Annotated in this window: 23 protein-coding genes; 16 read left to right on the plus strand and 7 right to left on the minus strand. The window is 63.1% G+C overall.

Features of this window, described 5'->3' with window-relative positions; all coding sequences use genetic code 11:
- Positions 1-42: 42 nt before the first annotated feature.
- Genes A3AU_RS0100530 through A3AU_RS0100540 form a run of 3 tightly spaced genes read left to right on the plus strand, consistent with a single transcriptional unit; the run spans position 43 to position 4,631 of the window.
- Positions 43-1,077, plus strand: coding sequence for an ABC transporter permease (locus A3AU_RS0100530; protein WP_027051027.1), 1,035 nt, complete (start codon positions 43-45; stop codon positions 1,075-1,077).
- 12 nt (positions 1,078-1,089) lie between these two features.
- On the plus strand, positions 1,090-2,247 hold the full coding sequence (locus A3AU_RS0100535; protein WP_027051028.1) for an ABC transporter permease: 1,158 nt from the start codon (positions 1,090-1,092) through the stop codon (positions 2,245-2,247).
- A 50-nt stretch (positions 2,248-2,297) separates the two neighbouring features.
- Entirely contained in the window at positions 2,298-4,631 is a 2,334-nt protein-coding gene (locus tag A3AU_RS0100540; RefSeq protein ID WP_027051029.1) for a dipeptide ABC transporter ATP-binding protein, read from the plus strand.
- A gap of 13 nt (positions 4,632-4,644) precedes the next feature.
- Here A3AU_RS0100540 and A3AU_RS0100545 read toward each other — a convergent pair whose 3' ends face one another.
- Both A3AU_RS0100545 and A3AU_RS1000000139465 read right to left on the minus strand, forming a co-directional pair.
- Positions 4,645-5,235: a transglycosylase SLT domain-containing protein gene (locus A3AU_RS0100545; protein WP_027051030.1), complete on the minus strand. Its 591-nt coding sequence runs from the start codon at positions 5,233-5,235 to the stop codon at positions 4,645-4,647.
- 21 nt (positions 5,236-5,256) lie between these two features.
- Positions 5,257-5,454 (minus strand): hypothetical protein, encoded by a 198-nt coding sequence (locus A3AU_RS1000000139465; protein ID WP_161633485.1) that lies wholly within the window; start codon positions 5,452-5,454, stop codon positions 5,257-5,259.
- On the opposite strand from A3AU_RS1000000139465, the gene A3AU_RS0100550 reads away from it, so the two are divergent.
- Together A3AU_RS0100550 and A3AU_RS0100555 are read left to right on the plus strand one after the other, a co-directional pair.
- Positions 5,453-6,991: a trimethylamine methyltransferase family protein gene (locus A3AU_RS0100550; RefSeq protein ID WP_027051031.1), complete on the plus strand. Its 1,539-nt coding sequence runs from the start codon at positions 5,453-5,455 to the stop codon at positions 6,989-6,991. The genes A3AU_RS1000000139465 and A3AU_RS0100550 overlap by 2 nt on opposite strands.
- Before the next feature lie 85 nt (positions 6,992-7,076).
- Positions 7,077-9,503 carry a GcvT family protein gene (locus A3AU_RS0100555; protein ID WP_027051032.1) on the plus strand — a complete coding sequence of 809 codons (2,427 nt, stop codon included), beginning with the start codon at positions 7,077-7,079 and terminating at the stop codon, positions 9,501-9,503.
- Between the two features lie 22 nt (positions 9,504-9,525).
- Here A3AU_RS0100555 and A3AU_RS0100560 read toward each other — a convergent pair whose 3' ends face one another.
- Positions 9,526-9,918, minus strand: a complete 393-nt coding sequence (locus A3AU_RS0100560) for a DoxX family protein (protein WP_027051033.1) — start codon at positions 9,916-9,918, stop codon at positions 9,526-9,528.
- A 220-nt stretch (positions 9,919-10,138) separates the two neighbouring features.
- Here A3AU_RS0100560 and A3AU_RS0100565 point away from each other — a divergent pair, with 220 nt between their 5' ends.
- Positions 10,139-10,627 (plus strand): hypothetical protein, encoded by a 489-nt coding sequence (locus tag A3AU_RS0100565; protein ID WP_027051034.1) that lies wholly within the window; start codon positions 10,139-10,141, stop codon positions 10,625-10,627.
- Between the two features lie 80 nt (positions 10,628-10,707).
- Here A3AU_RS0100565 and A3AU_RS0100570 read toward each other — a convergent pair whose 3' ends face one another.
- Positions 10,708-11,484 (minus strand): VOC family protein, encoded by a 777-nt coding sequence (locus A3AU_RS0100570; RefSeq protein WP_027051035.1) that lies wholly within the window; start codon positions 11,482-11,484, stop codon positions 10,708-10,710.
- Positions 11,485-11,652: 168 nt separating this feature from the next.
- Here A3AU_RS0100570 and A3AU_RS0100575 point away from each other — a divergent pair, with 168 nt between their 5' ends.
- From A3AU_RS0100575 to A3AU_RS0100600, 6 genes are all read left to right on the plus strand, one after another.
- Positions 11,653-12,387 (plus strand): gamma-glutamylcyclotransferase, encoded by a 735-nt coding sequence (locus tag A3AU_RS0100575; RefSeq protein WP_027051036.1) that lies wholly within the window; start codon positions 11,653-11,655, stop codon positions 12,385-12,387.
- Between the two features lie 121 nt (positions 12,388-12,508).
- Complete coding sequence (locus A3AU_RS0100580) at positions 12,509-13,864, plus strand: NAD(P)-dependent oxidoreductase (RefSeq protein ID WP_027051037.1); 1,356 nt, start codon at positions 12,509-12,511, stop codon at positions 13,862-13,864.
- A 5-nt stretch (positions 13,865-13,869) separates the two neighbouring features.
- Positions 13,870-14,712: a class I SAM-dependent methyltransferase gene (locus A3AU_RS0100585; protein WP_027051038.1), complete on the plus strand. Its 843-nt coding sequence runs from the start codon at positions 13,870-13,872 to the stop codon at positions 14,710-14,712.
- A 12-nt stretch (positions 14,713-14,724) separates the two neighbouring features.
- On the plus strand, positions 14,725-16,038 hold the full coding sequence (gene preA / locus A3AU_RS0100590) for an NAD-dependent dihydropyrimidine dehydrogenase subunit PreA (protein ID WP_027051039.1): 1,314 nt from the start codon (positions 14,725-14,727) through the stop codon (positions 16,036-16,038).
- Between the two features lie 158 nt (positions 16,039-16,196).
- Entirely contained in the window at positions 16,197-16,727 is a 531-nt protein-coding gene (locus A3AU_RS0100595; RefSeq protein WP_027051040.1) for an RrF2 family transcriptional regulator, read from the plus strand.
- 11 nt (positions 16,728-16,738) lie between these two features.
- The gene (locus A3AU_RS0100600) at positions 16,739-17,197 is read left to right on the plus strand and encodes a carboxymuconolactone decarboxylase family protein (RefSeq protein ID WP_027051041.1); all 459 of its coding nucleotides are present in this window, start codon (positions 16,739-16,741) and stop codon (positions 17,195-17,197) included.
- Between the two features lie 163 nt (positions 17,198-17,360).
- On the opposite strand, the gene A3AU_RS0100605 is transcribed toward A3AU_RS0100600, so the two are convergent.
- Positions 17,361-18,083 (minus strand): SDR family oxidoreductase, encoded by a 723-nt coding sequence (locus A3AU_RS0100605; RefSeq protein WP_027051042.1) that lies wholly within the window; start codon positions 18,081-18,083, stop codon positions 17,361-17,363.
- Positions 18,080-18,952 (minus strand): SDR family oxidoreductase, encoded by an 873-nt coding sequence (locus A3AU_RS0100610; protein WP_051355250.1) that lies wholly within the window; start codon positions 18,950-18,952, stop codon positions 18,080-18,082. Before A3AU_RS0100610 ends, A3AU_RS0100605 begins: the two co-directional genes overlap by 4 nt.
- Positions 18,953-19,022: 70 nt before the next feature.
- Between A3AU_RS0100610 and A3AU_RS0100615 the strand changes: the two genes are divergently transcribed.
- Positions 19,023-19,895 (plus strand): helix-turn-helix transcriptional regulator, encoded by an 873-nt coding sequence (locus tag A3AU_RS0100615; RefSeq protein WP_027051044.1) that lies wholly within the window; start codon positions 19,023-19,025, stop codon positions 19,893-19,895.
- Between the two features lie 256 nt (positions 19,896-20,151).
- Here A3AU_RS0100615 and A3AU_RS0100620 read toward each other — a convergent pair whose 3' ends face one another.
- Positions 20,152-20,805, minus strand: a complete 654-nt coding sequence (locus tag A3AU_RS0100620; protein WP_051355251.1) for a TetR family transcriptional regulator C-terminal domain-containing protein — start codon at positions 20,803-20,805, stop codon at positions 20,152-20,154.
- Between the two features lie 224 nt (positions 20,806-21,029).
- Here A3AU_RS0100620 and aptA point away from each other — a divergent pair, with 224 nt between their 5' ends.
- The 3 genes from aptA to A3AU_RS0100640 all read left to right on the plus strand — a co-directional run bounded on the left by aptA (position 21,030) and on the right by A3AU_RS0100640 (position 24,171).
- Complete coding sequence (gene aptA, locus A3AU_RS0100630; RefSeq protein ID WP_027051046.1) at positions 21,030-22,358, plus strand: omega-aminotransferase AptA; 1,329 nt, start codon at positions 21,030-21,032, stop codon at positions 22,356-22,358.
- 112 nt (positions 22,359-22,470) lie between these two features.
- The gene (locus tag A3AU_RS0100635) at positions 22,471-22,917 is read left to right on the plus strand and encodes an endonuclease domain-containing protein (protein WP_027051047.1); all 447 of its coding nucleotides are present in this window, start codon (positions 22,471-22,473) and stop codon (positions 22,915-22,917) included.
- A 3-nt stretch (positions 22,918-22,920) separates the two neighbouring features.
- Positions 22,921-24,171 (plus strand): Zn-dependent hydrolase, encoded by a 1,251-nt coding sequence (locus tag A3AU_RS0100640; protein ID WP_027051048.1) that lies wholly within the window; start codon positions 22,921-22,923, stop codon positions 24,169-24,171.
- Positions 24,172-24,197 lie beyond the last annotated feature (26 nt).

Below are 24,197 nucleotides of genomic sequence, written 5' to 3' on the forward strand. Positions count from 1 at the left end.
GTTGACTATATCTGACCCCAACCCGGCCGGCAGGGGGCACGCATGTTCTCATTCATCATCAGACGCATCGGCACAATTCTGCTCACGATGCTGTGCCTGACGCTGGTCGTCTTCTTCCTAGTCAATCTCGAACCCAATCTGAAGAAGCTGGCGATCAGCCAGACCGAAATGCACACCTCGGCCGATCAGCTCGAAAGCTGGCTGGTCAACCACGGCTACCGGCAGAATTTCTTCTCGCGCTACGGCCAGTGGCTCGGCGTCGTGCCCAAGCAGCCGATCACCGATCCGGCGACCGGAAAGACGACGCAGCGTTTCACCTTCTGCAACGACCCGACCGTGCCGACATTCTCCGGCGTGCTCGAGGGCGATTTCGGCTGTTCGACCAAATTCAAGACCACCGTTGCGGCCAAGCTGTTCCCGGCCCTCGGCGCCACCGGCATCCTGATGCTGTGCGTGCTGGGGGTGATGGTGCCGGTCTCGCTGCTGGTCGGCATTCTCGCCGGCATGCGCGAGGGGTCACGAACCGACCGGGTGCTTTCCGTCGCTTCCATCGCCTCGACGGCGACGCCTGAATATGTGTCGGGGGTCATCTTCACCGTCGTCTTCGCGTCATGGCTCGGCTGGCTGAACGGCTCGGCCGCCTCGGCGAGCCAGGGCATCACCTTCTACAATTTCACCCTGCCGGTGATCACGCTGGCGATCTACGGCATCGGCTATATCGCCCGCATGACGCGCGCCTCGATGGTCGAGGTGATGACGCAGCAATATATCCGCACGGCGCGGTTGAAGGGCCTTTCCTTCCGCGGCGTGGTGGTCAAGCACGCGCTGCGCAATGCGCTGATCGCGCCCTTCACCGTCATCATGCTGCAGTTTCCCTGGCTGCTCACCGGCGTCGTCATCGTCGAGGTGATGTTCCGCTACCAGGGCTTCGGCTACACGCTGGTCGAGGCCGCGGGCAACAACGACATCGATCTTCTGCTCGGCTGTTCGCTGGTTTCAGTGTTCATCGTGCTGATCACGCAGCTCATTTCCGATGTCGGTTACGCGTTCCTCAATCCGCGCATCCGGGTCCAGTAGGGGAGAAGGCGCATGCAAGCTCAATATATCGGCGCCTCCACCATCATCCTCGAAGTGCTCTGGCGCTTCTGGCCGGTCTGGGTCGCGCTCGCCATCGTCATGGGGGCGAGCTTCCTCTACAAGAAGAAGCTGGCGCTCTACGGCCAGCTGTTCGACAGCGGCGTCGGCATAGCGGGCGTGTTCATCTGCCTGTTCTGGCTGTTCACGGCGATCTTCGCCTCGACCATCTCGCCTTTCGATCCGCTCGGCCAGATTCCGATCATGAAGGACACGCTGCCCGGCGCCATCGAGCCGCAATCGGGGCTGGTCTACCTGTTCGGCGGCGACAAGCTGGCGCGCGACGTGTTTTCGCGCATGGTCTATGGCAGTCAGATCGTGCTGATCATCGCGCCGGCGGCGACCGGTTTCGCTCTCATGGTCGGCATCACGCTCGGCCTGCCGGCCGGCTATTACGGCGGCAAGATCGATTCCATCCTGTCGTTCCTGGCCAATCTGGTGCTGGCTTTCCCGGTGATCCTGCTGTTCTACCTGCTGGTGACGCCGGGGATCATGGACACGCCGATCCCCTATGCGCTGGCCGGCGTCTTCTTCCTGTTTCCGATCATCTTCTTCTGCGTTCTGTTCTGGACGCGCTTCAAGAACCGGCCGGACCGCATCTACATCCTGCTCGGCCTGACGTTGCTCATAGGCGGCTGGATCTATCTCGGCCTTGTCTTCGACAGGGACCCGCTGCACATCGTCCACATCGATCCCAACCAGCTCAACATCTTCGTGGCGGTGGTGTTCGCCTCCAGCCCCGGCGTGTTCCGCATCGTGCGCGGCCTGGTGATGGACATCAAGACGCGCGACTATGTGGCGGCGGCCCAGACGCGCGGTGAATCGCCCTGGTACATCATGCTATGGGAGATCCTGCCCAATGCGCGCGGACCGCTGATCGTCGATGCCTGCCTGCGCATCGGCTACACCACCATCCTGCTCGGGACGCTGGGTTATTTCGGCCTCGGCCTGGCACCGGAAAGTCCCGACTGGGGCACGGCGATCAAGGACGCAAGCCGCTTGCTGCGTTCCTTCATCCATCCGGCGCTGCCGCCGACGATCGCGCTGATGAGTTTCGTGCTGGGCTTGAACCTGCTCGCCGATTCCCTGCGCGAGCAATCGATGAAGGATTGACGGTGGGGTCCCAGACCCCACTTGGCTAAGAACTAGGATTGGAGCGACCCATGAACGAGGCAGTTCGAAATCCGGCCAAGCCGACCAACGGGCCGATCATCGAGATCGAAAACCTGTCGATCTCCTTCTTCACCCGCAAAGGCGAAATCCCTGCCGTCATGGATTTTTCCTGCACGGTCATGCCCGGCGAAGCGATGGGCATCGTCGGCGAATCCGGCTGCGGCAAGTCGACCGTGTCGCTCGGCATCATGCGCGACCTCTCCAACATCGGGAAGATCGTCGGCGGCAAGATCAAGTTCCAGGGCAAGGACATGGGCGAGCTCTCCGAAGAGGAGCTGCGCAGCATCCGCGGCAACAAGATCGCCATGATCTACCAGGAGCCGATGGCGAGCCTGAATCCGGCGATGAAGATCGGCCAGCAATTGATGGAAGTACCGCTGATCCACGACAAGGTGTCGAAGGAAGAGGCCCGTTCGAGGGCGCTGGAAATGGTGCGCTCGGTCAAGCTGCCCGATCCAGAGCGCATGATGCGCTCCTATCCGCACCAGCTCTCCGGCGGCCAGCAGCAGCGCATCGTCATCGCCATGGCGCTGCTGTCGAAGCCGGCACTGCTTCTGCTCGACGAGCCGACAACGGCGCTCGACGTGACGGTGGAAGCCGGCATCGTCGAACTGGTCAAGGGGCTCGGCGAGAAGTTCGGCACCTCGATGATCTTCGTATCGCACAATCTCGGCCTCATCCTCGAGACCTGCGACAAGATCACGGTGATGTATTCGGGCGAGGCGGTCGAGACCGGCAAGATCAAGGACGTCTTCGACCGGATGCGCCATCCCTACACGCAAGGGCTGTTCCGTTCGATCCCGCTTCCGGGCGCCGACAAGAATTCGCGGCCGCTGATTGCCATTCCGGGCCAGTTGCCGCTGCCACATGAGCGGCCGAAGGGCTGCAATTTCGGCCCGCGCTGCCACCATTTCGTCGAGGGCGTCTGCAACGCCGCCGAAATCCCGATGGTCGAGGTCGCCGGCCACGAAGGTCACTTCTCGCGCTGCGTGCGTTTCAACGAGATCGACTGGGAGGCGCTGCCGCCCGGGGCCAAGAAGGTCAACGAGAAGGTCGTGCCCGGCGCGCCGGTGCTCAAGATCGAGGACCTGCGGAAATACTACAAAGTCGGCGGCAGCGAGGTATTCGGTTCGAGCGAAGGCCGTGTCGTCAAGGCCAATGAGACCATCTCCTTCATGGCGCGCGAATCCGAGACCGTGGCCATCGTCGGCGAATCCGGCTGCGGGAAGTCGACGCTGGCCAAGGTGCTGCTCGGGCTGGAGACTGCAAGCTCCGGCAAAGTTTCGCTGGGCAACAAGGAAATCCAGTCGACGGGCATCGAAAGCCGCAGCGTCGACACGGTGTCGTCGATCCAGATGGTGTTCCAGAACCCCTTCGACACACTGAACCCCAGCCATTCGGTCGGGGCGCAGATCATCCGCACGCTCGAGAAATTCAATGTCGGCAAGACGGTCGCCGACCGACGCAAGCGCATGCTGGAGCTGCTCGACCTGGTGAAGCTGCCGCGCGCCTTCGAAACGCGCAAGCCGCGCCAGCTCTCCGGTGGCCAGAAGCAGCGCATCGGTGTGGCGCGCGCCTTTGCCGGCGACGCCAAGGTGGTGGTGGCCGACGAGCCGGTCTCGGCACTCGACGTGTCGGTGCAGGCGGCGGTGACCGAATTGTTGATGGACATCCAGCGCAAGAACAAGACGACGATGCTGTTCATCAGCCACGATCTGTCTGTTGTCCGCTACATCGCCGACCGCGTCGTCGTCATGTATCTCGGCTATATCGTCGAGCAGGGCACGACCGACCAGATCTTCGCGCCGCCCTATCACCCCTACACCGAGGCGCTTTTGTCGGCGATCCCGATCGCCGACACCAGCGTGATCAAGAAACACATCGTGCTGGAGGGCGATATCCCCTCGGCTATGAACCCGCCATCCGGCTGCCCGTTCCAGACACGCTGCGGCTACAAGAAGCTGGTTCCGGACAATCTGTGCGAGACCAAGGTGCCGCCGGTCAAGAACCTCGGCGACGGCCATATGAGCCTGTGCTGGCTGGCCGACGACGTGCTGGCGAAGATGGAGCCGGTGATCAAGTTCGACAAGGACCATGCCGCGCATGAAGGCGTGCCGGCTGATGCACCGCATGGGACCGGGCCTGGACTTGTCGGAACGCCGCCCAATCGGCCGCGCGGCAAAAAGGGAAATTTGAAGGCTGACCAGCTCGGCGAGGACGTCGAGGAGAGCCAGGCCGGCATGCGCGCCCGTCGTCACGAAGTCCGCGATGAGAGTTCGGAAACCGGCGTTTCAAAGCCGAAGGATACAACTAGGCGGCATTGAGCCAGGCAGGGACTTAGCCCCCGCACTGCCTTAGCTGCGCATCATAATCGCGGGCCATCTTGTCGGTAGCCCGGGCGTAGCCTTGTACGCCGGCGTCGCCACGGTTGCCGCGGCCATAGGCGGTCCAGCCGAGATAGTAGGCGAGATAGAGATTGTAGGTGTCGTTGCGGGCGACGCCGTATGTGTCCGCGGTCTTGGAATGGTACCAGCCGACGAAATCGATGGCGTCGGCGAATTTCGTGCGCCGCGCCGCCCAGTTGCCGGTTTCGCGTTGATATTGCGACCAGGTGCCGTCGAGCGCCTGCGAGAAGCCGGTGGCCGACGAGACGTGCTTCCACGGAATGAAGCCGAGCAGTTTGGTGCGCGGCGGCCGGGCATTGCTCTTGAAGCCGGATTCCTTGCGTACCGTCGCCATCAGCACTGGCACGGGGATGCCGTATTTCTGTTGCGTGCGCTCGGCCGCCGACTGCCAGTTGTCGAACCAGCCGTCATTCTGGCCGAAGATGGCACAGACATTGTTGATATGGCTGGGCGCGGTCGCGCAGGCCGAAAGAGCCAGCAGCACGCCAACCGCTACAATTTTACTAAAACTCGACCTACGCATCGGATGAGCAATAGGCCGAAATCATAAAAGGAATCTTGCTGTGTTCGTTAATGCTGCATCGGCTCGAATGTTCGGGGAAAAGCCGTATTGATAATCCGACGCAGTTTGTCGGTTTTTATAAATTGATATTCGAGAAATGCCGCCTTGGCTAAAATCACGCCTGGCGACGGCGTATTTCTGACAGCTTGCCCGGTTTGCCGAGGCTTTGATGCCCGCCATGAACGAACCAAGACGCAAGCGCGGCGCCGAGCGCACCAGCAACAGGGGGCCAGCGCCCATCCCGCAGCTGCCGACCAGGCGCGTGACCAATCCCTATCCGCCGATGGCGTTGCTATCGCCCGACCAGATCGAGGCGATCCACCAAGCGTCGATGCATATATTGGAGAATTTCGGCATCGAGGTGATGAGCCCGCGGGCGCTGTCGCTGTTCGAGAGGGCGGGTGCTGTGGTCGATCATGCCTCGGCCAATGTCCGCATCGATCGCGGCATGGTCGACGAGGCACTGAAGACGACGCGGTCCAGCTATACGCTGACGCCACGCAACCCGGCCAACACGATCCATCTCGGCGGCAACACCATCAACTTCACGCTTGTTGCCGGGCCGCCCAATGTGCACGACATGGAGCGCGGCCGCCGTGCCGGCAATTTGCGCGACTATGCCGATCTCACCCGGCTGGCGCAGCATTTCAACTGCGTCCACATGCTCGGCAACCAGGTCTGCGCGCCGGTCGAGTTGCCGGCCAATTCCCGTCATCTCGACACCTATTTCACCAATCTGACGCTGACCGACAAGAGTTTCCATGTCTCGGCGATCGGACGGGGCAGGGCGCTGGACGGCGTCGAGATGATGGCGATCGCGCGCGGGCTGACGCTGGACCAGCTGCGCGACGATCCGGGCATCGCCACCATCATCTCGGTCAACTCGCCGCGCCGCTTCGACGAGATGATGGCCGAGGGTCTGATGACCATGGCCGAGTTCGGCCAATCGGTGGCGGTGACGCCGTTCACGCTGATGGGAGCGATGAGCCCGGTGACGCTGGCCGGCGCGCTGGCGCAGCAGAATGCCGAGGCGCTGTTCGGCGTCGTGCTGACGCAACTGGTGCGGCCGGGCGCACCGGTGATGTATGGCGCCTTCACCTCCAATGTCGACATGAAGTCGGGCGCGCCGGCCTTTGGCACACCTGAAAACACCAAGGCCAACATCGCCTCGGGGCAATTGGCGCGGCGCTATCGCCTGCCTTACCGGACGACGCCGGGCTCGGCCTCCAACGTGGCGGACGCGCAAGGCGCCTATGAGACGCTGATGGCGCTGTGGGGCGCGGTGCTCGGCCACGGCAATCTGGTCTATCATGCCGCCGGCTGGCAAGAAGGCGGGCTGACAGCGTCGTTCGAGAAGCTCATCATCGATGTCGAGATGATCCAGCACATGATGGAGTTCCTGCGGCCGATCGTGGTCGACGAGGCCGAGCTTGCCGTCGAGGCGCTGGGCGCGGTGCCGACCGGCGGCCATTTCTTTGGTGAGCCGCATACGCTGGAACGTTACGCCACCGCATTCTACCAGCCGATGCTGTCCAACTGGCAGAATTTCGAGGCGTGGCAGGAGGCCGGCGGCCTTGATACGACCGCGCGCGCGACACGGCTGTGGAAGAAGGCGCTGGAAGATTATGTCGAACCGGCGATGGACATCGCCGTGCGCGAGGCGCTGGAGGCCTATGTCGCCAGGCGCAAGGAAGCCATCGGGCAGGGCGAGCCGTGACGCGAGGCGCCCAGAGAGGCGTGCCTGGCGCTGCTTTTTCGATTCACTTCATCTCCCTAACTCACTGAACTGACGAGAAAAACTGATGAAATCGCATGCAAAGGTCGTGGTCATTGGCGGCGGTGTCGTCGGGTGTTCCGTGCTGTTCCATCTCGCCCGCCATGGCTGGACCGACGTGGTGCTTCTGGAGCGCGACGAACTGACCTCAGGCTCGACCTGGCACGCGGCCGGCGGCATGCACACGATCAATGGCGACCCCAACGTCGCCAAGCTGCAGAAATACACGATCAGCCTCTACAAGGAGATCGAGGAACTGTCGGGCCAGGCGACAGGCGTGCACCTGACCGGCGGCGTGCTGCTCGCCGCGACCGAGGCGCGGCTGGACTGGTTGCGCGGCGTCGTCGCCAAGGGACGCTATCTCGGCATCGACCTGGAGGTGATCTCGGCCAAGGAGGCGGCCGAACTGATGCCGCTGATCGATCCCAGCCAATTCGTCGGCGCGGTGCGCAACAAGGAGGACGGTCATCTCGATCCGTCCGGGGTCACCCATGCCTATGCCAAGGCCGCGCGCAAGCTTGGGGCCGAGGTGGAGCGCTTCACCAAGGTCGAGGACATAGTGCGTCGGCCCGACGGCATGTGGCGCGTTATCACCAACAAGGGCGAGGTGGTGGCCGAGCATGTCGTCAATGCCGGCGGCCTGTGGGCGCGCGAGGTCGGCCGCATGGTGGGGTTGGAACTGCCTGTGCTGGCCATGGAGCACATGTACCTGATCACCGAGGACATGCCGGAGGTCGCGGCCTGGAATGCCAAGACCGGCACCGAGATCATCCATGCGGTCGATTTCGACGGCGAACTCTATCTGCGCCAGGAGCGCGGCGGCATGCTGATGGGCACCTACGAAAAGGCCAACCGGGTCTGGTCCGAGTTCCAGACGCCGTGGAATTTCGGCCATGAACTGCTGGAGCCCGATATCGACCGCATCGCGCCGTCGCTGGAAGTCGGCTTCCGCCATTTCCCGGCCTTCGAGAAGACCGGCATCAAGCAGATCATCAACGGACCCTTCACCTTCGCGCCGGACGGCAACCCGCTGGTCGGGCCGGTGCGCGGCCTGCCGGGTTTCTGGGTCGCTTGCGGCGTCATGGCCGGTTTCAGCCAGGGCGGCGGCGTCGGGCTGGCGCTGTCCAACTGGATGATCGAAGGCGATCCGGGCGCCGATATCTGGGCGATGGACGTGGCGCGCTATGGCGACTGGGCAACGATGGCCTACACCAACGCCAAGGTGCGCGAGAACTATTCCAGGCGCTTCTCGATCCGCTTCCCCAATGAGGAATTGCCCGCCGGGCGGCCGCTGAAGACCACCCCGGTCTACGACCTTCTGTCGGCCAGGGGCGCGCAGTGGGGCGTCGCCTATGGGCTGGAAGTACCGCTGTGGTATGCGCCGGAAGGCATCAAGGACGAGTTCTCCTGGCGGCGTTCCAGCGATTTTTCCCATGTCGCAAAAGAGGTCGCGACGGTTCGCGAGCGTGTCGGCTTGGCGGAGATTTCGAGCTTCGCCAAATACAAGGTGACGGGCGAGGGTGCGGCCGGATGGCTCGACCGCATGCTTGCCTGCAAGCTGCCCAAACGCGGCCGTATGACCTTGACGCCGATGCTGAAGGACGACGGCAAGCTGATCGGCGATTTCACGCTTGCCAACATCGATGACCATGAATGGTTTATCGCCGGCTCCGGCATTGCCGAGCAGTATCACATGCGCTGGTTCGAGGCGCATCTGCCCAAGGACGGCTCGGTCCATATCGAGGCGCTGGGGGCGAAGCTCACAGGCCTTGCCGTTGCCGGGCCGAAGGCGCGGGAGGTGCTGGCCAAGGTCAGCCGCGCCGACGTTTCCAACGCCGCCTTCCCGTTCATGGCGGTGGCGAAGATGGATATCGGCATGGCGCCGTGCCTTGTCGGCCGCGTCAGCTACACCGGCGATCTCGGTTACGAGATCTGGGTGGCGCCGGAATACCAGCGTGCGGCATTCAACTCGCTGATGACGGCGGGCGAGGAATTCGGCATCGGCCTGTTCGGCTCGCGCGCGCTCAATGCGCTGCGGCTGGAGAAGAACTACGGCTCATGGGGACGCGAATACCGGCCGATCTACGGGCCGCTCGAAGCCGGGCTCGACCGTTTCGTCGCCTATGGCAAGGAGGCGGACTTCATCGGCAAGTCGGCGGCACTGGCCGAGCGCAAGCAAGGCGGCAAGTTGCGGCTGCGGACCTTCATTGTCGACGCCGACGATGCCGATGTCATCGGCGACGAGCCGATCTGGTTCGGCGGGGCGGTGCGTGGCTGGGTGACATCAGGCGGTTACGCCCATCACTCGAAAAAATCGGTCGCCGTCGGCTATGTGCCGAAGGAAATCGCCGACGAGAGTGACGGCTTCGAAATCGAGTTGCTGGGCAAGCGCCACGCGGCGCGCATCCAGTCGACGCCGCTGTTCGACGCGAATTTCGAACGGATGCGGGGGTGAACTCTCACCCCCGCATCCTGCATCAAGCCTTGTCGCGGCTGTCGAGCGCAAACGCGCCGGCGCCGGCGAACACCAGATAGAGGAAAATGAAGCAGAACGAGATCGCCGCGTCGCCGCTGTTGTTGACCGGGAAGAAGTCACGCGGCATGTGCCCCATGAAATAGGCGATGGCCATTTCGCCGGCCAGAAGGAACGCGACGGGCCGCGTGAACAGGCCAAGCGCCAAGAGGATGCCGCCGGCGAATTCGAGGATGCCGGCTGCCGTCGTCAGCCCGGTGAGGGCGTGAGGCTGGGTGCTGACGGGGAAGTTGAACAGTTTCTGGCTGCCATGCTCGATGAACTGCAGCGCGGTCATGATGCGCAGCACGCCGAGCGCCTGCGGCTGGTATCTGACAAGGCCTTCAAAAAGCTTCATCTAAAACTCCAATTTTCACCCCCTCGGCTCGGCGATAGATTATCGCCCGGCGATGGACCATTCACTTCCCGTGGCTGACCATCAACAATCGGTGATTGGAAATGTTCCCCTGTATGCCCTCTCATATTATTCTTGTCAGGGTTGCATTAATATCGCCATGGTTGTACAAATATGGACGCTCTAAACCTTTGGGTTCCCTTGCCATGAAAGTCTTGTTGTCATGAAAAAAGTCATTGTCAGCCTCTTTGCATTGCTTGCAGGCACCGGCTTGGCCGTGGCCGAGGACGCCGGTTGCGAGGCCTTCAAATGGCCGGTGACGCGGGAACAGGCGCTGTTTGTCGCGGCGCCCGCAACGCCGGCTGGAGCGACACTGGCGGTGGGGGCCGCCGCTGATCTGGCCCTGGTGCCGGCCGAGAAAGCCGGTTTTGCGATGCCGCCCGAGCGCGCACCGGCGGAGGGCACGTTCGGTGCCGTCGCCAGCGTTGAGGTGCCGAGCGAAGGCGCCATCCAGATCAGCCTGTCGGGCGAGGCCTGGATTGATGTCATCCAGGATGGCAAGGCCGTGAAATCGGCCGGTTATAGCGGTGTGAAGACCTGCCCCGGCATCCGCAAGAGCGTGCGCTTCAAGCTTGCGGCCGGCCCGGCCACCGTGCAGTTCAGCGGCGCGAGAAAGGCTGAGTTGAAGGTCGCGGTGCTGACGCCGGAATAAGACCGGCAGGCGCAGGCATGCGGCCTTTCATCGAGGATGCGATGAAAGGCCGTGGTTTCCGGGCGGGGGGGTTGTTGCCGTCAGCGCACCGGCGCCATCAAGGCGAAATGCGCGCCTTGAGGATCCTGGCATTGCACAATCCAGCTGCCGCCGGGGACCTCCATCGGTCCCATCAGGATCTTGCCGCCATTGTCGGTGACGCGTTTCGCGGCCGCGTCGATGCCGGTGACGTTGAAATAGAACTGCCAGACCGGCACTGGAATCTGCGCGGGCTTGTTCATGATGCCGCCGCCGGATTCGGCGCCTGCGGTGAAGGTCTGGTAGATGCCCATCGGGCCCATGTCGAAATCGCCGGCATTGGCCCAGCCGAACTGGCCGGAATAGAAGTCGAACGCGGCCTTCCAATCGGTGGTGTAGAGCTCATGCCAGCCGATATGGCCAGGCGTGCTGGCCGGCACGACGGGCTGGTCGGGGCCGTTCGGCTGCAGGAACATGAAGGTCGCGCCTTGCGGATCGGCGACGACGGCAAATCGGCCGACGCCCGGAATGTCGCTGGGTTCGCAGTGGACGCCACCGCCGGCCGCTTTCAACGATTTGGTCGCGGCATCCACGTCCTTGGTATGGATATAGCCGAGCCACGCCGGCGGTGCGCCCATCTTCTTGACATCGTCGGGCATCGTCATCAGGCCGCCGACGCCACGCTCGCCGACATTCATGACGATGTAGCGCGGCATACCGGGCGCCTTGTCGAAGGGCTGCGCCGTCCAGCCGACGACCTTGGTGTAGAAGGCCTCGGCGGCGTCGAGGTCTGACGTCATCAGTTCGTACCAGAAAAAGGGCATCGGGGATTTCGGCATGGTAGGTCTCCTCACCGTTCAAGCATCGATCGTTGTCCGATCCACCCCAGGACGATCCGGGCGGCGGAAATCCGACAAGCGTCCGAACAATAATGTCTGTCCATGACATGCGTTAGCCGGTTGCGTGCTCCGCTGTTTTCGATTTCTTTACGGCAAGGGGGTCGTTTCATGCGCCTTATGTCGCTCACGCCGGAGCTTGTCGCACTGTGCCATAGGGAAGAGGTCGATCCCGGCCCGGACCCAAGCTGGACGGAGCTGAACGATGAGGATTTCAAGGCGCTGGCCTTGCGGCTCGCCGGTGAAGCCGACGAAGGACCGCTCTGGGTGTTCGCGTATGGCTCGCTGATCTGGAAGCCGGAATTCGATTCGGTCGAGCAACGGCTCGCCACCGCCTTCGGCTGGCACCGCTCCTTCTGCCTCGACATGGTTCGCTGGCGCGGCACTGCCGCGCAGCCGGGATTGATGATGGCGCTCGAACGGGGCGGACGCTGCAACGGGGTGATCTACCGCTTGCCGGAGGGCGAAAAGCCGGCCCAGGTCGAAAGGCTGCTGCGGCGCGAGATCAGCGACCATGAGAGCATCAGCTCGGTCAGATGGCTGCCTGTGCACACCGCGCAAGGCGCACTGCGGGCGCTCGGTTTCTGGGTCGGGGTGAAGGGGCGGGGAACGTCACCAGGCCAGCCGCTGGACAAGGTGGCACGCGTGTTGGCCAGGGCCTGCGGCCATATCGGCTCCGGCGCCGAATATCTCTACAACACGGTCAGCCATCTCGAAGCGTTCGGCATCCGCGACCGCAATCTGTGGCGGCTGCAGCAACTGGTGGCGGATGAAGTTCGCGCCCTTCATGGCCGGCCGGTCGACGAGAACTTCCCGTCCCGGCAGGAGCGGTCGACCGTCGCATAACATGAGTAAAAAAATCATATTTTTATCTAGCCTTTTCAGGAACTTGCGCCGAAAATTGACCAATTGATAAAAAAATAAAACGTGCTAGCCTTCCCCAAAACGAAAACATGGGGAACTGACAATGCCAGAAGGCCAGTTCAAGGAAGGTATCGTCGGCGGCCGGCTTGCGGCCGACCAGTACGCGGACAATTTTTCCGACCTGCATCCGCCGCTCGATCATCACGAGGCGCTGGTCGAATCCGACCGCTGCTATTTCTGCTACGACGCGCCGTGCATGAATGCCTGCCCGACCTCGATCGATATCCCGCTGTTCATCCGGCAGATTTCGACCGGCAATCCGATCGGTTCGGCCAAGACCATCTTCGACCAGAATATCCTTGGCGGCATGTGCGCCCGCGTCTGTCCGACAGAGACGCTCTGCGAAGAGGTCTGCGTGCGCGAGGTGGCGGAAGGCAAGCCGGTGCAGATCGGCCGCCTGCAGCGCTACGCCACCGATGTCGCCATGGCCGACAACAAGCAGTTCTATCCGCGCGCTGCGCCGACGGGCAAGACGGTCGCCGTGGTCGGCGCCGGTCCGGCCGGCCTTGCCGCCGCCCACCGGCTCGCGCGCCATGGCCATGACGTGACCATACTGGAGGCGCGGCCCAAGGCGGGCGGCCTCAACGAATATGGCATCGCCGCCTATAAGAGCGTCGATAATTTCGCCCAGGCGGAGGTCGACTATGTCACCGCGATCGGCGGCATCGACATCCAGAACGGCAAGGCGCTCGGTCGCGATTACCAGCTCTCCGACCTGATGCGCAATTATGACGCCGTGTTCCTCGGCATGGGGCTTGGCGGCGTCAACGCGCTGCGCGCCGATGGCGAAGATGCCGAGGGCGTCACCAACGCGGTGGAGTTCATCGCCGAGCTGCGCCAGGCCAGCGATCTTTCCGGCCTGCCGGTCGGCCGGCGCGTCGTCGTCATCGGCGGCGGCATGACGGCGATCGACGCCGCCGTGCAGTCGAAGCTGCTCGGCGCCGAGGAGGTGACGATCTGCTACCGGCGTGGCCAGGAGCACATGAACGCCTCGGAGTTCGAGCAGGATCTTGCCGCCGCTAACGGCGTCACCATCCGCCACTGGCTGCAGCCGAAGCGGGTAATTGCCGAAGGCGGCAAGGTCAGCGCCATCGAACTCGAATACACGGCACTCAACGGCGACAAGCTTGCCGGCACGGGCGAGACGCTGACGCTCACCGCCGACCAGGTGTTCAAGGCGATCGGCCAGAGTTTTGTTCCGGCCGCCCTCAACGGCAGCGGCGCGTCGATCGAGCTTGATGCCGGCCGCATCAAGGTCGACGGGGAAGGGCGCACCTCGCTGGCCAAGGTCTGGGCCGGCGGCGACTGCATCTTTGGCGGCGACGACCTGACCGTGTCGGCAGTGGCGCAGGGGCGCGACGCGGCCGAGAGCATCCACAGGAGTCTGACGCAGGGATAAGGGTCATGAGCACGGTGGAACCGGGCATTGCCCGTCACTACGACATATCGGGGCTTGAAGAGCGGATACTTGCCGCACTCGCCGATACTGGCGTGGACGTTGCCCATCTGCGCGTCAGCGATCTCGAAGCAGTCGACGAATTCCACATTGGCGGCGTCGCCGCCACCAGGGAACTGCTTGACCAGATGGGTTTGAAGCCGACAGCCAGGCTGCTTGACATCGGATCGGGCATTGGCGGTCCGGCCCGGTTTGTCGCCAACAGTGCCGAGGCCGATGTCACCGGCATCGACCTGACGCAAAGCTATGTCGATGTCGCGACCAGCCTGTCGAAGCGTACTGGAATGGCGGACAGGACCCACTTCGTGCAAGGCAGCGCGCTGGACATGCCGTTCGGCAATGGCAGTTTCGATGCGGCAATGATCCTGCATGTCGGCATGAACCTTCCCGACAAGGCGAAGCTGATGAGCGAGGCCGCGCGTGTGTTGCGGCCGGGCGGAGTCTTTGCCGTCTACGATGTGATGCGGCTGAAGGCCGGCGCGCTGACCTATCCACTGCCATGGGCCTCTGACGAAACCATGTCCTTCGTCGCTACGCCCGACGACTATCGATCGGCCGCCACCGCGGCGGGCTTTTCGGTGACATCGGAGCGGGCGCGTGGCGCCTTTGCCGTCGAGTTCTTCGCCACGATGCGAGCGCGGATGGCTGCCGCGCAGGCCGACGGCGGAAAGCCGCCGCCCGGCGTCGGCCTCGTCATGGGCGAGGATGCCGGCACCAAGATCGCCAACGTTACCGCCGCGCTTGAAGGCGGCATTCTTGCACCCGTCGAACTGCTTCTTCGTCTCGGCTGAAAGGGACCTGTCATGGCAGATATCCGCAACAATTTCGTCGGCATCAAATCGCCAAATCCGTTCTGGCTGGCCTCGGCGCCGCCGACCGACAAGGCCTACAACGTCATCCGAGCCTTCAAGGCAGGGTGGGGCGGTGTGGTATGGAAGACGCTGGGCGAGGAAGGCCCGCCGGTCGTCAACGTCAACGGCCCGCGCTACGGCGCGATCTGGGGCACCGACCGCCGGCTGCTCGGCCTCAACAATATCGAGCTGATCACCGATCGCGACCTGCAGACCAATCTGCGCGAGATGAAGCAGGTCAAGATGGACTGGCCCGACCGCGCGCTGATCGCTTCGATCATGGTTCCCTGCGAAGAGGCGAGCTGGAAAGCCATCCTGCCGCTGGTCGAGGAGACCGGCGCCGACGGCATCGAGCTCAATTTCGGCTGCCCCCACGGCATGTCGGAACGCGGCATGGGCGCGGCCGTCGGCCAGGTGCCGGAATATATCGAAATGGTGGTACGCTGGTGCAAGCAGTATACGCGCATGCCGGTCATCACCAAGCTGACGCCCAACATCACCGACATCCGCAAGCCCGCCCGGGCCGCACACGCAGGTGGTACGGATGCGGTGTCGCTGATCAACACCATCAATTCGATCACCGGTGTCGATCTCGACAGTTTCGCGCCGATGCCGACCATTGACGGCAAGGGCTCGCATGGCGGCTATTGCGGTCCGGCGGTGAAGCCGATCGCCATGAACATGGTGGCCGAGATCGCGCGCGATCCGGAAACACGCGGCCTGCCGATCTCGGGCATTGGCGGCATCACCACCTGGCGCGACGCGGCCGAATTCCTGGCGCTCGGCGCCGGCAATGTGCAGGTGTGCACGGCGGCGATGACCTACGGCTTCAAGATCGTGCAGGAGATGATCGCCGGCCTCGAAAACTGGATGGACGAGAAGGGCCACCGCACGCTCGACGACGTCATCGGCCGCGCCACGCCCAACGTCACCGACTGGCAGTATCTCAACCTCAACTATGTCGCCAAGGCGCATATCGACCAGGACGCCTGCATCAAATGCGGCCGCTGCCACATCGCCTGCGAGGACACCTCGCATCAGGCGATAACCAACATGGTCAACGGCGTCAGGCATTTCGAGGTGATCGAGGCCGAGTGCGTCGGCTGCAATTTGTGCGTCAACGTCTGCCCCGTCGACAATTGCATCACCATGGAGCCGCTGGCCGCCGGCGCGATGGATGAACGCACCGGCAAGCCGGTGTCGCCGGTCTACGCCAACTGGACAACGCACCCCAACAACCCGATGGCCAAGGTGGCGGCGGAGTAGGGTTGCCTTCGGAGAATTTGGGTTCCTCTCCCCGCTTCGCGGGGTGCGAGGAACCCAAGTCCTGTGAAGTCATCGCGAGCACGTTGAATTCTCCGTTTCCCTATTGCGGATAAAAACTATCCACAATAAAAGATATCCGTGAATAGGAGAGCGACACCATGAAGCTGGGTGAGGGCGTTGAGGCGGCCATCCACTGCGCGGCCACATTGGCAAGCGTGGACGGAAACAGCACCATGCCGGGCGCCGCGCTGGCGGAATCCTTCGGCCTGTCGCCGAGCTATCTGTTGAAGCATCTCAATATGCTGACGGCAGCGCGCATCCTGGAATCGGTGCCGGGGCCGGCGGGTGGCTACAGGCTGGCAAAGCCTGCCGAACGCATAACGCTGCTCGATATCGTGCTCGCCGTGGAAGGGCGCGAGCCGGCATTTCGCTGCGGCGAGATACGCCGCAACGGTCCAGTCAAGATCGATGCCTCGGCCTATGTCAAACCCTGCGGCATCAATGCAGCGATGCTCAGGGCCGAGCGCGCTTATCGTGCAGCGCTGGCCGAAACCAGATTGTCCGACATCGTCGCGGAATACGCGGAGGAGGGCGATCCCAGATCCTTTGCCGCGAGCTGCGCCTTCGTTGCGCGCCACCAACGGCCGCAGAAATCCAGTTCGAACCCGCGAAACCCAAAGCAGACATGAAAGGAAAAGCGATGCAACAGAGGATGCAATTTTTCGCCAAGGCCCCCGAAATCATGAAGGCGGTGTCGGCACTCAACAAGGCGGTCGACGAATGCGGGCTGGAGGTCGGCCTGCTGCATTTGATCAAGCTCCGGGCCTCGCAGATCAATGGCTGTTCCTATTGCGTCGAGATGCACAGCCGCGAGGCGAGGCGCGACGGCGAGACCGAGCAGCGGCTCTATCTGGTCGCGGCCTGGAAGGAATCGCCGCTGTTTTCGGAGCGTGAGCGCGCCGCCCTGGCCTGGACCGAGGCGGTGACCTTGATCGCCAACAATGGCGTGTCGGATGAGCTCTATGCGCGCACGCTGGAGCATTTCTCGGAAGAGGAGCTGGTCAAGCTGTCGGTTGCGCTCGGCATGATCAACACCTGGAACCGGCTCTGCATTCCGTTCCACGCCATTCATCCGATGCCGGCGGCCAAGGCGGCCTGATTTTCCATCGCGATGGGAGCGCCACCGAGGAGGCGGCGCTCTCCTTTTTATGGGAGCGTTTTGTGCCTGTCGATTTGCCTTCGACCTTGTTGTTTCTCGGCCGCCTGCCGCTCGGTGGTGCTTTCGCCTTCGCCGGCCTGCGCAGTCGCTCTGAAGGTCGCAGTCAGGCGGCGAACCGCAGGCCGCCATCACAGGTCAAAACCTGGCCGGTCATGAAGCCGTTGGAGACGAGGAAGGCTATCGCCGATGCGACGTCCTCGGCGCGGCCGATGCGGCCGACCGGGGTTTTGCCCGCATATTCGGCAAACACCGCCTGACGCTGCCCTTCGGGTAAAAAGTCCCACCATGGCGTGTCGATGACGCCGGGCGCCACGACATTGACGCGCAGCGGCTTCAGTTCGACCGCCAGGATGGGAGCCACCGTCAGCAGCATGCCGTTGATGGCGCCGATGCCAGCGATGCCGGGCATGGCGGCCTGCGCCGACACCGCCGATATGAAGGTGACGGAGCCCGATCTGTTCAGCGTCGGCATGGCCAGTTGCAGGCAGGACAGTTGCGGCCGTACTTTCTCCTCCACGCCGCTGCCGATGTCGGCAAGGTCGAGGGTCTCGAACGGGCCAAGGCCCTTGCCACCGCTCGCCGCCAGAACCAGGTGGTCGAACGGACCGAGACGCTCGAAGAACTGGCGCGCCTCATCCGGCTTCGAAGCATCGAAGGCTGCCTTGTCGGCGGCGCCGCCAAGGCCCTTCCAGGCGCTGACGAGCTTGTCCTGGTTGCGGCCGGTGATCGTCACCTTCATGCCGGGACCAAGCAGTTTTCGCGCGGTCGCGAGGCCGATGCCGGATGAGCCGCCGATGATGACCGTGTGTTCCGTTTTGTCGCTCATGAGTGTTGTTCCTTCGATCTTGATGAAACCAGCCCGACAAGGTCGAGGCAAAGGCTTCGCAATTGCTGTCGTGCCCCGGCGTCGTAAGCCTGGGCGTCGGCGCGCGATTCGTGCAGGCCATCGAAATAGAGGCCACTGCGCCCTTCGAGGGCGGATGAGGTGGCGAGGTTGACGATGGCTTCGGCGCCGGTTTCGACCGAACTCCATGGTGTCACGCCGATCTGCCTGACCATGGTGGTGTTCATGTAGCTGGCCGGATGCAACGCGTTGACGGTGACGCCGGTGCCTTTCAACTGTTCGGCCAGATCGACGGTGAACAGGATCTGCGCCAGCTTGCTCTGGCAGTAGGCGCGCACGCCGCTATAGCCATGGGTCAGCATGACATCGCTAAAGTCGATCGCCTGCTGGCCGGCCGAGGCGACATTGACGATGCGCGCCCGTACGCTCGCCTTCAGCAGCGGGAGTAGCTCCGAGGTCAGCAGGAAGCCGGCGAGATAGTTGACGGCGAAGCGCAGTTCATAGCCATCGGCGCTGATCTGTCGTTTGGCGCCAGCCGTGCCGATGCCGGCATTGTTGATGAGGATGTCGAGCCGGTCCGTTCGGGCGCGCACGGCATCGGCGAGGCGGCGCACCTCGGCCAGCGAGGCGAGGTCGGCGGCGAAGAACTCGGCCTTGCCGCCGGCGGCTTCGATTTCGGCGACGGCAGCCTTGCCGCGCGCGGCATCGCGACCGTGCACCAGAATGCGGGCGCCAGCGGCACCCAGCCTAAGTGCCACGACACGGCCGACGCCGTCGGTCGAGCCGGTGATGAGGATTGTCTTGTCTTCAGGTCCATGTCCGGAGCCTCCTGTCTGTTGCTCCGAACGCAAGATGGGACGTCCGATTGATCTCAAACAGTTCAAACTTTATCCTGTTATCAATACTGCTATAATAACCATCATGGATCCTCCCACTCACTCCGCTGAAGACAGCCGCCGACGCGAACTCGGCGCTTTCCTGCGGTCGCGCCGCGAAAGGCTGACGCCTGCGGCAACCGGCATCACGACCGGTCTCAGGCGCCGCACGCCCGGCCTGCGTCGCGAAGAGGTGGCGATGATCGCCGGCGTCGGCACCACCTGGTACACTTGGCTGGAACAGGGCAGGGATGTCAGGCCTTCCGTGGAGGTGTTGACCGCGCTTAGCGAGGCACTGCGGCTGGATCCGGCGGAGAAGCGGCATCTCTTCACGCTCGCCGGCCGCCAGCAGCCGGAGCGGCGGCGCATCGTGCCGTCAAAGGTCGAGGGGCCTTTGCTGCATATGTTGCAGAGCCTGGTCCTGCAGCCCGCCTATGTCGTCGGGCCGCGCTGGGATGTGCTGGCCTGGAACGACGCGGCCGTTGCCATTTTCGGCGATTACGGCCTGCTCGATGGCGATGCCCGCAATATCATCCACGGCGTGTTCACCGATCCGCACCGGCGGCATCTGCTGGTCGACTGGGAGCAGGTGGCCCGCGCCACTCTCGCCGCCTTCCGCGCCGAAAGCGCGAAATATGTCGGCGATCCGGATTTCGAGCGGCTGATCGCGCTGATGATGCGCTCAAGCCCCGAATTCCACGAATGGTGGCCGCAGCGCGATGTCGTTCACCGCCTGTCCGGCCTGAAGCATTTGCGCCACCCGATCGCCGGCGCGATGGTGTTCGAGCATATGAGCCTGTCGATCGACGACGGCTCGGACATGAAACTGATCGTCTACACGCCGCTCGCCGAGCAGAACTCGGTTGCCAAGTTGCGGACATTGCTGGACGAGCTTCCGGGCGAGCGACGCAGCGCGTGACGATGGCGCGGCAGCACTCCGCTTCGTCATCCTAGGGCGAAGCGGCGTCGCGGAGACTCTGGGATCCATTCCGTGACCTTGAATAACGGGTGCAGCGGTGCAGAATTCTGAACCGTGGTGACGCTTCAGAGTCCCGGCATGGATTCTAGGGTCTGCGCCGCGTCGCTTCGCTCCTTGCTTCGCCCTAGAATGACGAAGTGATGGGCCCCTCGGCCAATCGTCCTAACTGCCAAACCCGAGCTGCCTTGACGAGCCGCTACCCCTTCGGCTTCAACCCATCCAGAAACAACTGCTCCAGAAACCGCGCCGCATCTTCGAAACGGCCGTCGCCGCCTCGGTTTGGTCCGAGCACGGCGCGGACCTGGACGTCGAAATCGGCATAATGCTGCGTCGTCGCCCAGATCGAGAAGATCAGATGCCAGGGGTCGGTGCGGGCGATCTTACCGGCTCGCATCCAGCCCTTGATGACCGCGGCCTTCTCGTCGACCAGCGTCTTCAGTTCGCCGGCCAAGAGCGGCATGATGCGCGGCGCGCCTTGCAGGATCTCGTTGGCGAACAGCCGGCTCTCGCGCGGGAAATCGCGCGCCATCTCCAGCTTGCGCCTGATGTAGCTCCTGAGCTCGGTCATCGGATCGCCGATGTCGTCGAGTTCCCTGAGCGGCGCCAGCCAGGTGTCGAGCAGGCGCTGCATCAATGTCTCGTGAATGTCTTCCTTGCGGCGGAAGTAATAGAGCAGGTTCGGCTTCGACATGCCGGCGGCTTCGGCGATCTGGTCGATGGTCGAGCCGCGGAAGCCGTTGGTGGAGAACACTTCGAGCGCCGCCTCTAGGATCAGCTCGCGCTTTTCCTGCTGGATGCGCGTGCGGCGAGGGGCTTCCGTGCCGGTGTTCACCGTTGCCAGCCCTCCCATTGCCAGATCCGGCGTTCAAGGTCATCTGGACCAATTCTCTGGACCAGTTTTTCTCCGGGCTGTGGAACGCACTTCAGGAGCCGCATTTCCGCTAGTAATCCCTTGACCGCCGACAGGGCGGTGCTAACGTTTGTCCAATCGGTCAAAAATTTGCGTAGCATGAAAACAGCGCAAAGACCAAGCGTTGGACGCACCGAAACAGATTACAAGGGGAAGTCTTGGTCATGTCCAACCGGCTGAAAGTCACGCCGAACGATCTCAGCGCATTCTGGATGCCGTTCACGGCAAACCGGCAGTTCAAACAGGCGCCACGCATGTTCGTGTCCGCCAAGGACATGCATTACACCACCAGCGACGGCCGCAAGGTGCTGGACGGCACCGCCGGCCTGTGGTGCGTCAATGCCGGCCACTGCCGGCCCAAGATCACCGAGGCGATCCAGCACCAGGCCGCCGAGCTCGACTATGCGCCGGCCTTCCAGATGGGGCACCCGATCGTGTTCGAACTGGCCAATCGCCTGGTCGACATCGCGCCCAAGGGCATGGACCATGTCTTCTTCACCAATTCCGGTTCGGAATCGGTCGAGACCGCGCTGAAAATGGCGATCGCCTATCACCGGGTGAAGGGCGAGGGCTCGCGCACCCGTCTGATCGGCCGCGAGCGCGGCTATCACGGCGTCAATTTCGGCGGCATCTCGGTCGGCGGCATCGTTACCAACCGCAAGATGTTCGGCACGCTGCTCGGCGGCGTCGACCATATGCCGCACACGCATTTGCCGGAGAAGAACGCTTTCTCCAAGGGCGTGCCGGAATATGGCGCGGAGCTCGCCAACGAGCTGGAGCGCATCGTTGCCCTGCATGATGCCTCGACCATCGCCGCCGTCATCGTCGAGCCGGTCGCCGGCTCCACCGGCGTCATCTTGCCGCCCAAGGGTTATCTCGAGAAGCTGCGCGAAATCTGCACCAAGCACGGCATCCTGTTGATCTTCGACGAGGTCATCACAGGTTTCGGCCGTCTCGGCGCGCCATTCGCGGCCGATTATTTCGGGGTCACGCCCGACATCATGACCACCGCCAAGGGCGTCTCCAACGGCGTCATCCCGATGGGCGCGGTGTTCGTGAAGAAGGAAATCCACGACGCCTTCATGACCGGCCCCGAGCACATGATCGAGTTCTTCCACGGCTATACCTATTCGGGCAATCCGATTGCCTGCGCGGCGGCCCTCGGCACGCTCGACACCTACAAGGAAGAGGGCCTGCTGACGCGTGGCGAAGAACTGGCGCCCTATTGGGAAGACGCGCTGCATTCGCTCAAGGGCGAGCCGCATGTCATCGACATCAGGAATATCGGCCTGATCGGCGCGATCGAGCTCGCGCCTATTCCCGGCCAGCCGACCAAGCGGGCGTTCTCGGCGTTCTTGAAGGCGTTCGAGCGCGGCGCGCTGATCCGCACCACGGGCGACATCATCGCGCTATCGCCGCCGCTGATCATCACCAAGGGCCAGATCAACGAACTGATCGACCATGTGCGTGAAGTTTTGAGGTCTATCGATTGAATATCTGGGCGCGGATATCCCTCCCCCTCGAGGGGAGGGTGGCCGCGAAGCGGTCGGGTGGGGTCGGTGCGACTGGGCGCCGACCTGATCTTTTGCCGCGAGGTCGCTCCTGATGCCCCGCACCCGCGTGAGCTACGAAATGCGCGAGAAGGCGCGCGCTCTCCGAGTTCACGCGACCAAGGGCGAATCCCTGCTCTGGTATGAGTTGCGCGATCTCAAATCGATCGGCATAAAATTTCGCCGCCAGTGCCCGATCGGGCCGTACGTCGTCGACTTTGCCTGCTTCGGTGTGAAGCTGGTGGTCGAGGTGGATGGCGATCTGCACGAGCATGAGAAAGGCAAACGGCACGACGCTGTCCGTGACGCATATCTGCGTTCACTCGGGTTCGATATCTTTCGTGTTGACGAGCCCGATGTCATAAACAGCGCGTGGCATGTTGCGCAGGTGGTCAAAGGGAAGGTCGAGCTCATGTCAGGCGACCCCACCCGACCGCTTCGCGGCCACCCTCCCCTCGAGGGGGAGGGGGACGTCGGCGCTCCGCAATCCATGAGGTTTTAGAGAATGGCCGCACCCGGCGAAAATCTGCGAATCAATTCAGACCGTTTGTGGGATTCGCTGATGGAGATGGCGAAGATCGGCCCCGGCATTGCCGGCGGTAACAACCGCCAGACGGTGACCGACGAGGATGGCGAGGGCCGGCATCTGTTCAAGCGCTGGTGCGAGGCCGCCGGGCTCGAAATGGGCCTTGACGAAATGGGCACCATGTTTGCCCGCCGCGAAGGCACCGATCCCAGCCTGCCGCCGGTCTATGTCGGCAGCCATCTCGACACGCAGCCGACAGGCGGCAAATATGACGGCGTGCTCGGCGTTCTCGGCGGGCTGGAAGTGGTGCGCTCGCTCAACGATCTCGGCATCAAGACGAAACATCCGATCGTCGTTACCAACTGGACGAATGAAGAGGGCTCGCGCTTCGCCCCGGCGATGATGGCGTCGGGTGTGTTCGCCGGCGTGCTCGAGCAGGCCGATGTCTACGAACATACTGACAAGCAGGGCAAGAAATTCGGCGAGGAACTCGAACGTATCGGCTGGAAGGGCACCGAGAAGGTCGGCGATCGCAAGATCCACGCCTTTTTCGAACTGCATATCGAGCAGGGGCCGATCCTGGAGGACGAAGACATCGATATCGGTGTCGTCACCCATGGCCAGGGACTGAAATGGCTGCAGGTGACGCTGACCGGCAAGGAAGCGCATACCGGCTCGACGCCGATGCCCAAGCGTCGCAATGCCGGCCTCGGCATGGCTCGCGTGATCGAACTCGTGCACGAGATCGCCATGGACTACCAGCCGGACGCCGTCGGCGCGGTCGGCCATATGGAAGTGTTTCCCAATTCGCGCAACATCATTGCCGGGCGCACCGTCTTCACCATCGACATCCGTTCGCCGGAGAAGGAAGTGCTGGATGCCATGGATGGCCGCATCCGCGAAGGCATCGACACGATCTGCGAGGCGCTCGACATCCAGTACAAGGTCGAGCAAGTCGGCGCCTTCGACCCGGTGACCTTCGATGCCGGTTGCGTGAAGGCGATCCGCGATGCCGCCGACCGGCTTGGCTACACGCACCGCAACATCGTCTCCGGCGCCGGCCATGACGCCTGCTGGATCAACCGCGTCGCGCCGACCGCCATGGTGATGTGTCCCTGCGTCGATGGCCTCAGCCACAACGAAGCGGAAGAGATCACCAAGGAATGGGCATCGGCGGGCGCCGACGTGCTGTTCCATGCGGTGGTGGAGACGGCCGTCATCGTGGAGTGAGTTTACAGGTCTGCCTTTCAAACGCC

The sequence above is a fragment of the Mesorhizobium erdmanii USDA 3471 genome (genome assembly GCF_000472705.1).
Classification (GTDB): domain Bacteria; phylum Pseudomonadota; class Alphaproteobacteria; order Rhizobiales; family Rhizobiaceae; genus Mesorhizobium; species Mesorhizobium erdmanii.